Source organism: uncultured Acetatifactor sp., from assembly GCF_948601915.1.
Taxonomy (GTDB): Bacteria; Bacillota; Clostridia; order Lachnospirales; family Lachnospiraceae; genus Acetatifactor.
In genome coordinates this window covers 1-14,462 of record NZ_CAPDXS010000047.1, presented here as the reverse complement: position 1 = coordinate 14,462, position 14,462 = coordinate 1, and the positions used below count along the sequence as shown (strand labels likewise).

General features: G+C 56.5%; 14 protein-coding genes. All 14 read right to left on the bottom strand.

The genetic code is table 11. From position 1 onward, the window contains the following. Nucleotides 1-138: 138 nt before the first annotated feature. The gene (locus Q2B33_RS10000; RefSeq protein WP_300783848.1) at nucleotides 139-612 is read right to left on the bottom strand and encodes a hypothetical protein; all 474 of its coding nucleotides are present in this window, start codon (nucleotides 610-612) and stop codon (nucleotides 139-141) included. A gap of 507 nt (nucleotides 613-1,119) precedes the next feature. After that, nucleotides 1,120-1,731: an ABC transporter ATP-binding protein gene (locus Q2B33_RS09995; RefSeq protein ID WP_300783846.1), complete on the bottom strand. Its 612-nt coding sequence runs from the start codon at nucleotides 1,729-1,731 to the stop codon at nucleotides 1,120-1,122. A gap of 116 nt (nucleotides 1,732-1,847) precedes the next feature. After that, nucleotides 1,848-2,939, bottom strand: a complete 1,092-nt coding sequence (locus Q2B33_RS09990; protein WP_300565388.1) for a HAMP domain-containing sensor histidine kinase — start codon at nucleotides 2,937-2,939, stop codon at nucleotides 1,848-1,850. Beyond that, nucleotides 2,936-3,583, bottom strand: a complete 648-nt coding sequence (locus Q2B33_RS09985; RefSeq protein WP_300565386.1) for a response regulator transcription factor — start codon at nucleotides 3,581-3,583, stop codon at nucleotides 2,936-2,938. The genes Q2B33_RS09990 and Q2B33_RS09985 overlap by 4 nt, the downstream gene beginning before the upstream one ends. A 193-nt stretch (nucleotides 3,584-3,776) precedes the next feature. Next, nucleotides 3,777-4,943, bottom strand: coding sequence for a phosphoglycerate dehydrogenase (locus Q2B33_RS09980; protein ID WP_300565384.1), 1,167 nt, complete (start codon nucleotides 4,941-4,943; stop codon nucleotides 3,777-3,779). A gap of 31 nt (nucleotides 4,944-4,974) precedes the next feature. Continuing rightward, the gene (locus tag Q2B33_RS09975; RefSeq protein ID WP_300565382.1) at nucleotides 4,975-5,289 is read right to left on the bottom strand and encodes a hypothetical protein; all 315 of its coding nucleotides are present in this window, start codon (nucleotides 5,287-5,289) and stop codon (nucleotides 4,975-4,977) included. Nucleotides 5,290-5,310: 21 nt separating this feature from the next. After that, a complete protein-coding gene (serC, locus tag Q2B33_RS09970) occupies nucleotides 5,311-6,393 on the bottom strand; it encodes a 3-phosphoserine/phosphohydroxythreonine transaminase (RefSeq protein ID WP_300565380.1) in 1,083 nt (360 codons plus the stop codon). A gap of 630 nt (nucleotides 6,394-7,023) precedes the next feature. Next, entirely contained in the window at nucleotides 7,024-8,508 is a 1,485-nt protein-coding gene (locus tag Q2B33_RS09965; protein WP_300565378.1) for a L,D-transpeptidase family protein, read from the bottom strand. A gap of 112 nt (nucleotides 8,509-8,620) precedes the next feature. After that, nucleotides 8,621-10,291 carry a biosynthetic-type acetolactate synthase large subunit gene (gene ilvB / locus Q2B33_RS09960; RefSeq protein ID WP_334305375.1) on the bottom strand — a complete coding sequence of 557 codons (1,671 nt, stop codon included), beginning with the start codon at nucleotides 10,289-10,291 and terminating at the stop codon, nucleotides 8,621-8,623. A gap of 94 nt (nucleotides 10,292-10,385) precedes the next feature. Next, nucleotides 10,386-10,883, bottom strand: a complete 498-nt coding sequence (locus Q2B33_RS09955; protein WP_300565374.1) for an HD domain-containing protein — start codon at nucleotides 10,881-10,883, stop codon at nucleotides 10,386-10,388. Continuing rightward, nucleotides 10,880-12,550, bottom strand: a complete 1,671-nt coding sequence (gene ilvD / locus Q2B33_RS09950; RefSeq protein ID WP_300783842.1) for a dihydroxy-acid dehydratase — start codon at nucleotides 12,548-12,550, stop codon at nucleotides 10,880-10,882. Before ilvD ends, Q2B33_RS09955 begins: the two co-directional genes overlap by 4 nt. Continuing rightward, on the bottom strand, nucleotides 12,547-12,897 hold the full coding sequence (locus tag Q2B33_RS09945; protein WP_251209343.1) for a MazG nucleotide pyrophosphohydrolase domain-containing protein: 351 nt from the start codon (nucleotides 12,895-12,897) through the stop codon (nucleotides 12,547-12,549). Before Q2B33_RS09945 ends, ilvD begins: the two co-directional genes overlap by 4 nt. Then, nucleotides 12,898-13,983, bottom strand: coding sequence for a 3-isopropylmalate dehydrogenase (gene leuB, locus Q2B33_RS09940; protein WP_296478739.1), 1,086 nt, complete (start codon nucleotides 13,981-13,983; stop codon nucleotides 12,898-12,900). A gap of 98 nt (nucleotides 13,984-14,081) precedes the next feature. Further along, nucleotides 14,082-14,333, bottom strand: a complete 252-nt coding sequence (locus Q2B33_RS09935) for a hypothetical protein (protein ID WP_300791905.1) — start codon at nucleotides 14,331-14,333, stop codon at nucleotides 14,082-14,084. Nucleotides 14,334-14,462 lie beyond the last annotated feature (129 nt).

The following is a 14,462-nucleotide window of genomic DNA, read 5'->3' as shown; positions in this document are numbered from 1 at the left end:
TCTTCCGATCTATGAAAGACAGTGCAAGGCATAAACTATATTCGCCGTTCTCGTGATCGACAATATAAAAAGGGCGGTTCTCTGTGTTGAATTTGTTGATCCTCTGTTTGATATCCATTCCTGTTCCCTTCGCACAATTTATTGCATTCTGATCCCCGCGGGCTGCTGTGCCGCCTGCAGCGACTCCGCAATATCCTCGATTCTGCGACAGGCATTTTCAATGTCGCTCTGACACATTTCCCATACCTTTCCCATGCGTCTGATAACATCCGGGATTTCCCGTATCCTCCCTATTTCCTCTACCCCCTGGGCAGAAGCCATTTCCTCTGCATACCGGCACAGGCCTGTTACCGCCTTTATCCGGGCCAGGCTGGTTTGGCGCTGTGGTATGCCCCTTTTCTGCAATGCTTTCTGCACCCTCTCATCAAATTCCCCCGTCCAGTCCCTCTTTTCATCCACTCCCCAATACAGGCCAAGTGCATCAACCAGACTCCTTACCTGCTGTATCTCATCCTCTTTTCCCTGATGTGCGATCTGCTCCGCATAAGCAGTCAGTCCTTTTATTGCCGCCCTTGCCAGTTCCTTATCCTGGCGGATGCTTTCCTTGTCCATGCCATCCCTCCAATCTTCAACCAATTACCGTATCCTGCTTTATGGCTCTTTTCCACAAAAAAACCATGCACCCCATAATCGAAAGTGCATGGCCATCCTTTAAGAAAAATTCACCATATTGACTGTCCGGCATATCTTCCGGTATCCATTGCCCTTGAGGGCAATCTCTGTGTCTGTGTGGCGTACTTTCCGTTTGAGGTATCTCTTGTTCAGTGAAATCCCATGTTTGAGTTCCCCACGGAAACTGTAGGAACCGTTTCCCCGCATCCAGCAGTTACGTTTCTCTCTTGCTGTGCCGGGCATCTTTTTTTGCTGTGGCATGCTGCTCTGCCTCCTTTCCTCTTTCTCAGGACAACACTATACCATCTTCCTGGGAAAATGCTATCCGGAATAGTTCACAAACATCCTGCATCACTTTGACTATTTTAGGCAATAAAAAACGGCGTCCGGTTCATGCCCTTCCACCTGCTTCTGCTTTCTGATATGTTGATGACGCTATACACAAATTTAGGATTTATTTGTGTATGGCGTTCTCTTTTTCCTCTTTTTCTGAACGCTATACACACAATACACAATAAAAAGCATACTCCATTTTACGTCCCCTAGAATCAATGCCGGGTTCGCAATGAGGGCCCGGGCGCAGGCCGCCCGCTGGCGCTGCCCGCCGGAGAGCTCCCGGGGGAATTTGTCCAGCTGGTCCGCCACCCCCAGGGCCTGTGCCACCCGCTTCAGTTCCCCTGCGCTCTCCTGCGGGGGCAGCTTTTTCAGGTGCAGGGGCAGCACGATGTTCTCCCCGATCGTCAGTGTGTCCAGGAGATTGTACTCCTGAAAGATGAATCCCAGCCTGTCCCTGCGGAATGCGGAGAGGTCGTTCTCCCGCATCCCGGTGAGCCGCCTACCCTCCACGCGGATTTCGCCACAGCTTACCCTGTCTATTGTGGAGATCACGTTCAGCAGGGTGCTCTTCCCGGAGCCGGACGCCCCCATGATGGCGGTGAACTCGCCCTTTTCCACATCGAAGGAGATGCCGTCCAGGGCTTTCGTGACAACGGCTCCGCTGCCGTAGTATTTTGTCACATTTTCGATTTCCAGGATTTTTTCTTTGTCGTTTCTTTCCATGTCTGTCACCTCTTCGTCCTTATCTTACCACAGGACGGAGGGGTTTGTTCTAACGGAAATCCTGTTTTTTCTTACGGTTTTGTAAGGGTACATCAAAAGTGCGCCGAAAGCAGCGTTCAGCCTGTGCTCTGAAACCCCAGGCTGATACAGGTGAATTCTCCTGCCACGGACGCTATCCCAAGGGAGATTCCCAGGCGGTCGCACAGCTGCTTTACAAGATATAACCCCATTCCGGTACCGCCGGATGCGCTGTACCCTGCACCTTGCGGCCAGGTATCCCTGACCGCCCTGCCTGCGCCGCTTCCAGGGCAGCCATCCCCGTCCATCCGGGAAGCCGCTGCTCCCGCACAGCTTCCCGTAAATCCCCGCTCCGTGACCTGGCGCAGCTCATGGGCCAAAATCCCGGGCCCATCGTCCCGGACGGAAATCGTGCCCTCCGCAGCCCAGATGCTTATCTGGCAGCCCGGACAGTGCTTCGCGCAGTTGACCAAAAGCTGCTTCAGCATAAAGCACACCGATTTCCTGTCCGAATAGACAGGGAAATCCCCCTCCGCCTCCACCCTGATGCCCGCCCCGATCAATAGCTCCATCTGGCTCTTCACCGCCTCCTCTATCACATCTGCCGCGGAAAACCCACATATCTTCACATCCTTTTCCATAGTCCGCAGCCTGGCGTAGTACAGAATGCTCTCCGTCAGATTGTCCGCCCGCTTCAGCTCCCGCCGCAGCTTCCGCCCATCCCCTCCATTGTCCAGGATCAGAGAACATGCCGTCAGCGGCGTCTTCATCTCATGAATCCAACGCTCCACATAATCGCAGTACGCCTCCTTCTCCCTGCGGGCCTCCTCCGCCACCCCTACCGCACAGCGGGACAGCTCCAGCATGATACGGAAATACCGCCTCTCCAAAGCGCCCACAGGCTTCGGCAGCACCTCCCCCAGCAGCCAGACCTCCGGCAAATCCCGAATCAGCTTCTCCAGCGCCTCCATCCGCCTCCCCTCCAGCAGCCCCACTGCCAGAAGCCAGAGCAGGACCACCGCCAGATACACTCCCGCCAGAAGCCCGATCAGCGCCGCCCCCGCTCCCGCCACAGCCAGAATCAATCCAAAACCAAGCCCTCCCATGCCCAAGAAACACAGCGTCACCAGCCTGGACTCACAGGCATCCCCGAAATAACGAAAAACCGTATAAATCTTCCCCGCCCTCACAACCGATACCCCACCCCCCGGACTGTCCGGATGAATTCCCCCGCTCCCGCCCGCTTCAGCTTCTCCCGCAGCCGGTTCACATTCACATACAGCGTATTCTCATCCACATACAAACTGTTCTGCCACAAATCCTCCACCAGCTCCTCTTTGGTGCAGAGGCCCTTCTTCATCAGGCAGGCCAGAATCCGCGTCTCGTTCTTCGTCAGCTCCAGCCGCTGCCCCTGATACTCCGCCGCAAGCTGCGCCAAATCCAGCGCAAGGCCCCTGACGGCAAGCACACAATCGCCCTGCCCGGGCACCCCCTGCTCCGGCGAAGCGCCCCTCCTGACTTTCAAGAGCCTCTCCATCCGGGCCAGCAGCACCGAGGAATGATAAGGCTTGCGGATGTAATCGTCCGCCCCCACCCCAAAGCCCAGCAGCTCGTCCTCCGCGGAGTCCCGCCCCGTGAGGAAAATCACGGGCACATCCGACTCCATCCGAAGCCTCCTGCACAGCTCGAACCCGCTCTCCCCGGGGAGGTTCACGTCCAGCAGCGCCAGCTCGCAGGGCGGCTGCCCCACCACCTCATACCCGTTGGCCCGCAAAAGCAATGTCAGCTCCTCCCGGACGCTCCCGTCGTCCTCCACCACCAATATCCTGTCCATGCGCCCTGCCTCCCCTTTCCGGAATCCTCCGCAAATCTCTGCAAATACTATCCCCTCTTACACCCCTATAGTAAAAGAGCGACGAGGAAATTGTCAAGCAAATTGCAAAAAACATAAATACCCTACCATGAAAGGGTGGCGATAAACAGTCAATGCCCCGCAGCCAAGCCGCGGGGCATCCGATTTCCGATATTCATCCTTTCACGATCCGCACCCTGAACACGCCCTGAATCGCCTCCAGCGCACGGATGATTTCCTCCGTGGGGGCCTCCTCCACATCCAGCATGGTATAAGCCACCTCTCCCCGGGACTTGTTAGTCATGTCGCTGATATTGATTCCCTTCTCGCCGAATTTGGCGGCGAACTTGGTAATCATATTCGCGATGTTCTTATGGAAGATTGCCACCCGGCCAGCCTTCGTGCATATCCCCATGTCACAGGCGGGGTAGTTCACGCTGTTGCGTATATTTCCATTCTCCAGGTAGTCCATCATCTCCTCCACGGCCATCACCGCGCAATTGTCCTCGGACTCCTCGGTGCTGGCTCCCAGATGGGGTATGACGATACAGCCCTTCTGCCCCGCCGTAGTGGGATTGGGGAAATCCGACACATACCTGGCCACCTTGCCGCTCTTTAAGGCCTCCAGCACATCCGCCTCATTCGCCAGCAGATCCCTGGCGAAGTTCAGCAGAATGACACCGTCCTTCATCTTGGAAATGGCATCCGCATTCAGCATGCCCCTGGTGGAATCCAGCAGCGGCACATGGATGGTGATGTAGTCGCACTGGGCGTAGATATCCTCCACATTGGTCACATGGTGTACCGCCCGGCTCAGGCTCCAGGCCGCGTTCACGGACAGATAAGGGTCGTACCCGTACACCTCCATGTCCAGCGCCACCGCCGCATTGGCCACCTTCACGCCGATTGCGCCCAGGCCGATGACCCCCAGCTTCTTGCCCTTAATCTCCGTGCCCGCGAAATTCTTCTTGGCCTTCTCCGCGGACTTCGCGATATCCGCATCCTCCTTCGCCGCTTTCACCCACTCAATGCCGCCCACCACGTCCCGGGCCGCCAGCAGCATCCCGGCGATGACCAGCTCCTTCACGCCGTTGGCGTTGGCCCCCGGCGTATTGAACACCACCACGCCATGCTCCGCGCATTTCTCCAGCGGGATGTTATTGACCCCGGCGCCGGCCCTGGCCACGGCCAGAAGCCCTTTCGGCAGCTCCATCTCATGCATGGACGCGCTGCGCACCAAAATGCCCTCCGCCGCCTCCACGTCCGCGGTGATTTCATATTCACTGCTGAAATTCTGTAAACCCACCTGTGCGATGGGATTCATGCAATTGATTTTGTACATAGCTTCTCCTATCCGAACGCATTCCGGCCATTCAGCATTCACCGATCATTTTTACTTTTAAGGGACGTTTGGTCAGAAATTCTGCGTTTTCGTCCATTGTCGTTCCCGGATGCCGGTATATGTCGTTCTGCATGTCAACCGCTTCATCAATTTGATACAAATATCCTTTTTCTTTTCCGTTATGTTCGATTACGCCATCATCGTCATAGCATAGCATACTGGGCTGATGTGAAAATGCCTCTGCAAGTTCTTTCCACTGTGTTATGGTACTGCCTGTTCTCAACTCCGTAAAAAGCATATTGGATCCATGATACCAGGCGCCATCCGACTTTACTTCAAGTTTCATGTATTTTCTTCTATCCTTAGCTTACGCGTTCTCCGCCTCGAACTTCCTCATGAACTCCACAAGCTTCTCCACGCCCTCCATGGGCATGGCATTGTAGATGCTGGCCCGCATGCCGCCTACGGAGCGGTGGCCCTTCAGGTTCTCGAATCCGGCCTCCTTCGCCTCCTTCACGAACTTCGCGTCCAGATCCCCATCCCCGGTGACGAAAGGCACGTTCATCAGAGAGCGGTCTTCCTTCCGGACCGTCCCCCGGAACATTTTGCTCTGATCCAGGAAATCATAGAGTATCTTCGCCTTTTTCTCATTATATTCCTTCATGGCCTCCAGGCCGCCCTGTCTTTTCAGCCACTTGAACACCTTACCGCAGATATAGATGCCGTAGGCGGGCGGCGTATTGTACAGGGACGCATTGTCCGCATGGATTTTGTACCGCAGCATGGTAGGCGTGCCGGGCAGCACATCCTCCGTAATCAGATCCTCCCGGATGATGACGATGACCACCCCGGCAGGCCCGATGTTCTTCTGTACGCCGCCATAAATCACACCATATTTCGTCACATCCACCGGCTCCGACAGAAAGCAGCTGGACACATCCGCCACCAGCGGCTTTCCCTTAGTATCCGGCAAAGCCTTGAACTTCGTCCCATAGATGGTATTGTTCTCGCAGATATAGACATAATCCGCATCCTCGCTGATCGGCAGATTGGAGCAATCCGGAATATAAGAGAAAGTCTCATCCTCCGAAGACGCAATCTTATTCGCTCTGCCGTAAATCTGCGCCTCCTGATAAGCCTTCTTCGCCCACTGCCCGGTGACGATGTAATCGGCCACCTTATTCTTCATCAGATTCATGGGAATCATAGCGAACTGCTGGCTGGCGCCTCCCTGCAGGAACAGTACCCTGTAATTATCGGGAATCTTCATCAAATCACGCAGATCAGCCTCCGCCTCCTTGATAATGGTATCATAGGCCTTGGAGCGGTGGCTCATCTCCATGACGGACATACCTGTCCCCTTGTAATCCAGCATCTCGTCCGCCGCCTCCCGCAGCACCTCCTCAGGCAGGACCGCAGGCCCCGCGGAGAAATTGTAGACTCTCTTCATCTTGGCTCCTCCTCACTTCTTTCTATGGACTGGAAATTATACTGCACACCGGTTATACTGCATAACGCTGAATGCTGCCTAATGTAATCATGCGAATGAACCAGTCAGCGTTATGCAGTCTGGTTTCACGGCAAGTGAAATCGTTAAGCAGTATAAATTTGCAGGGCAACCCGACTGCAGACCGCCAGCCAAGCACTTTCCCGGAGACACCACTGTAAATCCTGGCGGTCTGCAGTATAACTGTTTTCTATCGTCCCTTTGATCTCCCGGCTGTTCGGCGCTTTCGCGCCTTTACGCATGGCCCGGGAGAGCTCCCTCCACTTCCTCTGAAAGCTTTAGAAAGTCGAGGGCGAGAATTTCCCGGGGATTCCGGCCTGTTCCATCACATGGATTGTCACATGAATCGTCACATAGATATAGAATAAACGCTCCCGGCGCTTTAGTCAAGTACATCGTTAAATTCTCAGGGTACAATTTACGTTCCGATTTCGGGCTGCTGGAAACAATTCCGCCATTTATACCGCACGCCGACAAAACTTACGCTGAATCCCGACTACAGGCCGCCGGCAAGATACCTTTGCTCATTTTCCTACTGTAAATTCCGGCGGTCTGCAGCATAATCCGGGAAAATCAGTAGAACATGATCACCGGCATCCCCACCTCCACCATCTCATAGAGCTGCGACATATTGGCTGTGGGCGTATTGATGCAGCCATGGGAGCCGCCTGTCTGATATATCTGTCCCCCGAAGCTCCCCCTCCAGCTGGCGTCATGGATTCCGATGTTTCCGACCACAGGCACCCAGTATTTGACGAAAGATTCATAGTCGGCACCCCGCAGGATCTGGTTCCGCTGTTTCCCATGGATATAATTGATTCCCTGGGGCGTGCCCATGCGCCTGCCCGTATTGCCTGTCACGATATCCGTCTCCAGCTCCAGTTCCCCTGCCGCGTAGTAGTACATCTTCTGTTCCGTCATGTCTATTTCGATATAGGTATCGCCGATGTCGTCCAGCCCCCGCACATACCCCTTTTGAATATATGCGGGCACATGCATTTCCGTTCCGTCCGACACATCAGAATCTGCCGCGCCCTGCGTACCGGCAGCCTCCCCCGGGGCTGCCGCCTGATTGCCTGCCCGGTTCTGCAGCGCCTCCAGAAGGTATGCTTTCTCGGCCTCCACGTCCAGCTTCGTCCCGTAGGTGACATAGTTTACCGTTACCAGGTCTCCCCTGGTGGATTGGAACTGCTTCTCCCTGCCGCAGGTATCGTAATCCGCCGCCAGGGCCTCCACCCAGGCCTGAATCATGGCTTCGTCGATTACGACTCCTCCTTCTTCATCCAGAACCGGACAGCCGTCCCTCTCCGTTTTCAGGAAACCCGATGTGACAGCCGGTGTCAGAGGAATCTGCTCAGCCCCCATGTCATATACGATCCTGCTCCCTCTCTCCGCGTATGCCGACACCTGCTCCCAGATATCCCGCTGCCTCCTGTCGTAAGCGCTGTCCGGCAGATTCTCATAGCATCCCCCCGCCGCCAGGTCTATGGCCGTCTGCCCTTTTGCCAGACACTCCTCCACATAGGCGCAGGCCTTTTCCGGGTTCAGCCGATCCGCGTTCCCGTCCTGGAGCACGAAGCCCTCCTCCGACTTCCGTACCCTGACACCCTCCGCCTGTTTCCGCTCTTCCTCCACAAATGGCAGCCCTTCCAGGCAGGTCTGCAGCTTTTCCCTGTCCACGGCATACTTTCCCGCCGCCAGCTCGCTGGACACGGGCTCCTGGAGATTGTCCATCCAATAGACGGACGCGTTCTGCTTCAGATACGCCCTCAGCGCGTCCCTGTAATCCGGCCTGATGTCAGCGGCCCGCATATCGATTTCCCAACCGGCGCCGTCAGCATCCACAATCGTTATCAGAGATACCTCCGATTCCTCCTGCGCGCCCGCCAGCTCCTCGTTCACCTGTTCTATGGATTTTCCGGTACAGTACACCCCGTTGATCCACGTATTCACAGGAAAATTGTTCCGGTAATACAGAGTCAGGGCCAGCAGTCCCCCCAGCCCCAACAGTATGCCGCTTAACAGAAATATCGTCAGAAACCGTAAAATCCTCTTCATAAGCGCAGCCGGAACCTACCGGCCGTTCTCCTCCCAAAATCTAGTCCTCTCTCCCTGTGAAGACGGCCCTGCTTTCCGGCAGGGCCGTCCCGGGAAACGAATGGGGCTGCTCCTAGAGATCGTCCCCGTCGAATACCTCCGCTATGGGCGCTCCCGCCGGAACCATGGGGAACACCTTGTCGTCCTCCGGAATGAGGCACTCTATCAGCACCGGAGCCTTCAGGGCGATGGCCTTCTCGATGGCAGGCTCCACCTCTTCCCTGGTGGTCACGCGGATGGCCGTACAGCCCAGCCCCTCCGCCACCTTGCAGAAGTCCACCCTGTCGTTCAAGACCGTCTGGGAATAGCGCTTTCCGTAGAACAGGGTCTGCCACTGCCGCACCATCCCCAGCACATGGTTGTTGATGACCACCTGGATGATGGGGATGTTGTAGCGGCTGGCCGTGGCCAGTTCATTCATGTTCATGCGGAAGCACCCGTCCCCCGCGATATTGATGCAGAGCTTATCCGGCTGCCCAAGCTGGGCGCCGATGCAGGCCCCCAGGCCGTATCCCATGGTGCCCAGGCCGCCAGAGGAGAGGAAGGTGCGGGGCTTCGTGTAGCGGTAATACTGCGCCGCCCACATCTGATGCTGCCCTACGTCCGTGGTGATCAGGGCCTCCCCCTTGGTGACCCTGTCGATGGCCTCTATCACATAGGGGCAGGATAACTGGGAATCGTCATATTTTAAGGGATATTTCGTCTTCAAATCAGCGATGGTCTTCATCCAGTCGCTGTGCTCCTGCTTCTCCAGGCGCCTGTTCAGCTCCTGGAGCACCAGCTTCAAATCGCCCACCAGGCTGGCATCCGCGCGGATGTTCTTGTTGATTTCAGCCGCATCGATGTCCATATGTATGATTCTGGCATTCTCCGCGAATTTCTTCGGATTGCCGATGACCCGGTCGGAGAACCTGGCACCCAGGGCAATCAGCAGATCGCACTGGCTGACGCCCAGGTTGGATGTCTTGGTGCCGTGCATGCCGATCATGCCGGTGTACCTCTCGCTCCTGCCGTCAAACGCGCCCTTTCCCATCAGGGTGTCGCATACGGGGGCGTCAATCAGCTCCGCGAAAGCCGCCACCTCCTCGCAGGCATCCGAAGCCACGGCGCCGCCGCCCAGATAGATATAGGGCTTTTTCGCGGCCCGGATGTATTCCGCCACCTGGCCGATCTCCTCCTCGGTGCAGCGGTATGCCCTGGGCTCCACTTCCACAGGCTTCGGGACATACTCACAGACAGCGGCGGTCACGTCCTTGGTGATGTCCACCAGCACGGGGCCGGGGCGGCCGCTCCTGGCGATGGTGAACGCCCGTCTGATGGTGTCCGCAAGCTCCTCCACATTCTTCACGATGTAGCCATGTTTCGTGATGGGCATGGTCACCCCGGCGATGTCCACCTCCTGGAAGCTGTCCTTCCCCAGCATGGGAAGGGTCACATTGGCCGTGATGGCCACCACGGGCACGGAATCCATGTAGGCCGTGGCGATGCCCGTCACCAGGTTCGTGGCTCCCGGGCCGCTGGTGGCCAGGCACACGCCCACCTTGCCCGTGGCCCTGGCGTATCCGTCCGCGGCATGGGCAGCCCCCTGCTCATGGGATGTAAGTATATGTCTGATTTCATCGCTGTGTTTGTAAAGGGTGTCGTATATGTTCAGGATGGTGCCCCCGGGGTAGCCGAAGACAGTGTCCACGCCCTGCTCTTTCAGACATTCCACAACGATTTCCGATCCATTCAACTGCATGATATAATCCTCCGTTCTATGCCGATCCGCATTCTCCCCCGCATTCGGGAAATCACCCGCCAACGTTTTCCCTGCCTCTCACCGAAACGCGTTCCCTTCATTCCCGCACAAGCCCGAACTCCCGGGCAATCCGCCGGGTTCTGTCCATACGGAAATAATACTCCTCCATGGGATTGCGCAGCCAGTGCTGCATTACGTCGGCATCCTTCAGTATTTCGTCGAATGCGGCGTCCGTCTGCTCCTTGTCGCTGTGCTTCCCGATTGCATGGCACACAAGGGCTATCTCCTCCGCCGTAAAACAGCCCGCATCCCTGAGAATCTTCCCCGCCTCCACACTGCTGCTTTCGGCATGATTCTCCCGTATGCCATCCCTGTACGCCGCAAAATCATGGAGCATTCCCGCAATCTGCGCCAATTCCGCACATTCCCGGTCATGTCCCCGGCGCAGCGCGATCAGCGCTCCCGCCTGCCCCACGCCATACAGATGGACATACCCTGCCCGCCGTTCGTCCGGGTCAGTGAGATTGTTCAGCATGCCGTCCACATACTGCCTTACCGTGTCAACCCTTGTGTACTGCCGTTCCAGTCCTTTCACCTCTCCGCAATCTCCAGCACCGCGCCCCGGTTGCCGCTGGTGACCATCTCACGATACCTGGTCAGATACCCGGTGGTGACTTTAGGCTCCCTGGGCTGCCAGTTCGCACGCCTTTGGGCCAATATTTCATCGGAAACCAGCACATCCAGCTTATTCTCCGGAATATTGATGCTGATGATGTCCCCTTCCTCCACCAGAGCGATAGGGCCGCCCACTGCCGCCTCGGGAGACACATGCCCGATGGATGCCCCTCTGGACGCGCCGGAGAACCGTCCGTCCGTGATCAGGGCCACGCTGGCGCCCAATCCCATGCCCGCGATGGCAGAGGTGGGATTGAGCATCTCCCGCATACCGGGGCCTCCCTTGGGGCCTTCATAGCGGATGACCACCACATCCCCCGCCACGATTTTGCCGCCCTTGATGGCATCGATGGCATCCTCCTCACAGTCGAAGACTCTGGCAGGCCCCTGGTGCACCAGCATCTCGGGCACCACCGCGGAGCGCTTCACCACGCCGCTGTCGGGAGCCAGATTGCCCTTCAGGATGGCGATGCCGCCGGTCTCGGAATAGGGATTCTCCACCGGGCGGATGACCTCGGGATTCAGGTTCCTGCAGTCTTTGATGTTCTCTCCGATGGGAGTGCCGTTTACGGTCATGCAGTCGAGATTCAACAGATTCTTCTTCGTCAGTTCGTTCATCACCGCGTACACGCCGCCCGCCTCGTTCAGGTCTTCCATGTAGGTGGGGCCTGCCGGAGCCAGGTGGCACAGATTCGGCGTCTTTGCGGACAATTCGTTGGCGATGTCCAGATTCAGATCCACACCGGCTTCCCTGGCGATGGCGGGGAGATGGAGCATGGAATTGGTGGAGCAGCCCAGGGCCATGTCCACGGTGAGGGCATTCATAAACGCTTTCTCGGTCATGATGTCGCAGGGCTTGATGTCCTTTTCCACCAGCTCCATGATCTTCATGCCCGCGTGCTTGGCCAGCCGGATGCGCTCGGAGTACACCGCCGGTATCGTGCCATTGCCCCGAAGCCCCATGCCGATGGCCTCCGTCAGGCAGTTCATGGAATTGGCCGTATACATGCCGGAGCAGGAGCCGCAGGTAGGGCATACCTTCTCCTCATATTCGCACAGCTCCTCCATGGACATGGTGCCTGCCGCCACGCTGCCCACGGCCTCGAACATGGAGGACAGGCTCTTCTTCTGTCCGTGGATACGGCCCGCCATCATAGGGCCGCCCGACACGAAAATGGTGGGGATGTTCACCCTGGCCGCCGCCATCAGAAGGCCCGGCACGTTCTTGTCGCAGTTGGGGATGCACACCAGCCCGTCAAAGCCGTGAGCCAATGCCATACACTCCGTGCTGTCCGCTATCAGATCCCTGGTCACCAGGGAATATTTCATGCCCACATGCCCCATGGCGATGCCGTCGCACACCGCGATGGCAGGGAACATGATGGGAGTGCCGCCCGCCATGGCCACGCCCATCTTCACTGCCTCCGCAATCTTGTCAAGGTTCATATGGCCGGGCACGATCTCATTGTAGGAACAGACGATTCCGATCAGCGGACGTCTCCTCTCCTCCTCCGTATACCCCAGCGCGTTGAACAAGCTTCTGTGGGGCGCCTGTGCGGTGCCCGTCTTTACTGCGTCACTCCTCATGTTAGTCCCTCCTGATTTGGTATTTCATCTATGATTTCCGAACTTATTCCGCCTCCTGTTGAAAAACGCTCATCATATTTCGCCAAGGCAGTCTCCAATGCTTCTCTGGCATCTATCCTCATCCCACAGCACAATGCCAAAAGGGCAAAAATGCAGTCTCCCATTTCCATCTTCGCATTATCACTATATTCATGTCGCCCGGAAATAACGCTCTTTTTGCCGTAGTCAACTGTTTTCAGAATCTCCTTGCCAAGCTCACCCACTTCGCTGACCAGGTCGATATAGCGTATCTCCGCATTGCCAGATAATCCATATCTTCTCATGTGCCTTTCAACAGTATCCTGCATCTATCTTATCCTCCCCTCCAGCAAGCTGCCCATCTCGCTGCAGCCCACTTTTGTACAGCCTTCAGAATAGATGTCTCCCGTGCGGTATCCGTCCTTCAGCACCTGCTTCACGGCCTGCTCAATCGCATCCGCCTCCTTGTCCAGGTCGAAGCTGTAGCGCAGCATCATGGCGGCGCTCAGAACCGTAGCGATAGGATTCGCGATGTCCTGCCCCGCAATATCCGGCGCGGAGCCGTGACTGGGCTCGTAGAGGCCAAATTTGCTGTCGTTTAAGCTGGCGCTGGCCAGCATGCCGATGGAACCCGTGACCATGCTGGCTTCATCGGACAGGATGTCTCCGAACATATTTTCGGTAAGAATGACATCGAACTGAGCCGGGTCTTTCACAAGCTGCATGGCGCAATTGTCCACCAGCATATGCTCCAGCTCCACCTCAGGGTAATCCGCGGCCACTTCCTCCACCACTTTCCTCCACAGCCTGGAGGAGTCCAGCACATTGGCCTTGTCCACGCTTGTCACCTTCCTGCGGCGCTTCATGGCGATATCGAAGCCCTTTATGGCAATGCGGCGGATTTCGTTCTCATCATAAGTCAAGGTATCAATGGCCTTGCGCACCCCATTTTCCTCAACGGTTTTGCGTTCACCGAAATACAGCCCGCCGGTGAGTTCCCGCATGATCATCATATCGAAGCCCGCCTTGCTGATTTCCTCTTTCAAAGGGCACGCACCTGCCAGCTCGTCATAAAGCACTGCCGGGCGCAGGTTCGCGAACAGGTTCAGGGCCTTGCGGATAGCCAGAAGCCCCGCCTCCGGGCGCAGGTTGGGGGGCAGCTTATACCAGGGGGATTTCGTAGTGTCGCCGCCGATGGAGCCCATCAGCACAGCGTCCGCCGCCTTCGCCTTGGCAATGGCCTCCTCCGTCAGGGGAACCCCATGCACGTCGATGGACGCGCCTCCCATGAGGATGTCCTCGAATACCATTTTATGGCCGTATACAACGGCTATCTTCTCCAGAACCTTTTTTGCCTCCCGGACGATTTCCGGCCCGATGCCGTCGCCGGGAATACATGTGATATGTAGTTCCATATTCATCTCCCTTTCCTGATATGCGGGTCGCTCCGCTGGATATTTTCTAACTATAATAACTGATTCACGCATAAATATCAATAAAATGTTATAAAGAATCAATCTCTGGCCTCACAGCCGTTCAATATGCCATACTCCCTGTAAAGCTTGCGTCTGGCCGCCTCGTCCTCTGCGGCAAGGCGCGCGTCCTCTGTCCTTCCCTCCGATAGCAGCCTGCCCACCAGCTGTCCGAGGATTTCTTCCCCTTGCCTTCTGCCTTGCCTTCTGCCCTGCTGTCTGCCTTGTTTTACACCCTTACGCACCCCCTGCTTCTCCGCTTCCTCCACAATCTCTCTCAGCGCTTTGCACATATCTGCTTCCTCCTCTCCGTCCTTATTTACCCTGAACTGCATATGTTCCTTCAATCCCTTTATGTTCGTGCATAGTAACTATTCAGCAGCCCCTTAAAATTACATGAAATCAAGAAAAAGTACTGGATC

Coding starts and splice junctions, on each gene's coding strand:
- Q2B33_RS10000 (WP_300783848.1), bottom strand. CDS start 612: ATGGACAAGGAAAGCATCCGCCAGGATAAGGAACTGGCAAGGGCGGCA.
- Q2B33_RS09995 (WP_300783846.1), bottom strand. CDS start 1,731: ATGGAAAGAAACGACAAAGAAAAAATCCTGGAAATCGAAAATGTGACA.
- Q2B33_RS09985 (WP_300565386.1), bottom strand. CDS start 3,583: ATGGACAGGATATTGGTGGTGGAGGACGACGGGAGCGTCCGGGAGGAG.
- Q2B33_RS09980 (WP_300565384.1), bottom strand. CDS start 4,943: ATGTACAAAATCAATTGCATGAATCCCATCGCACAGGTGGGTTTACAG.
- Q2B33_RS09975 (WP_300565382.1), bottom strand. CDS start 5,289: ATGAAACTTGAAGTAAAGTCGGATGGCGCCTGGTATCATGGATCCAAT.
- serC (WP_300565380.1), bottom strand. CDS start 6,393: ATGAAGAGAGTCTACAATTTCTCCGCGGGGCCTGCGGTCCTGCCTGAG.
- Q2B33_RS09965 (WP_300565378.1), bottom strand. CDS start 8,508: ATGAAGAGGATTTTACGGTTTCTGACGATATTTCTGTTAAGCGGCATA.
- ilvD (WP_300783842.1), bottom strand. CDS start 12,550: ATGAGGAGTGACGCAGTAAAGACGGGCACCGCACAGGCGCCCCACAGA.
- Q2B33_RS09945 (WP_251209343.1), bottom strand. CDS start 12,897: ATGCAGGATACTGTTGAAAGGCACATGAGAAGATATGGATTATCTGGC.
- leuB (WP_296478739.1), bottom strand. CDS start 13,983: ATGGAACTACATATCACATGTATTCCCGGCGACGGCATCGGGCCGGAA.
- Q2B33_RS09935 (WP_300791905.1), bottom strand. CDS start 14,333: ATGTGCAAAGCGCTGAGAGAGATTGTGGAGGAAGCGGAGAAGCAGGGG.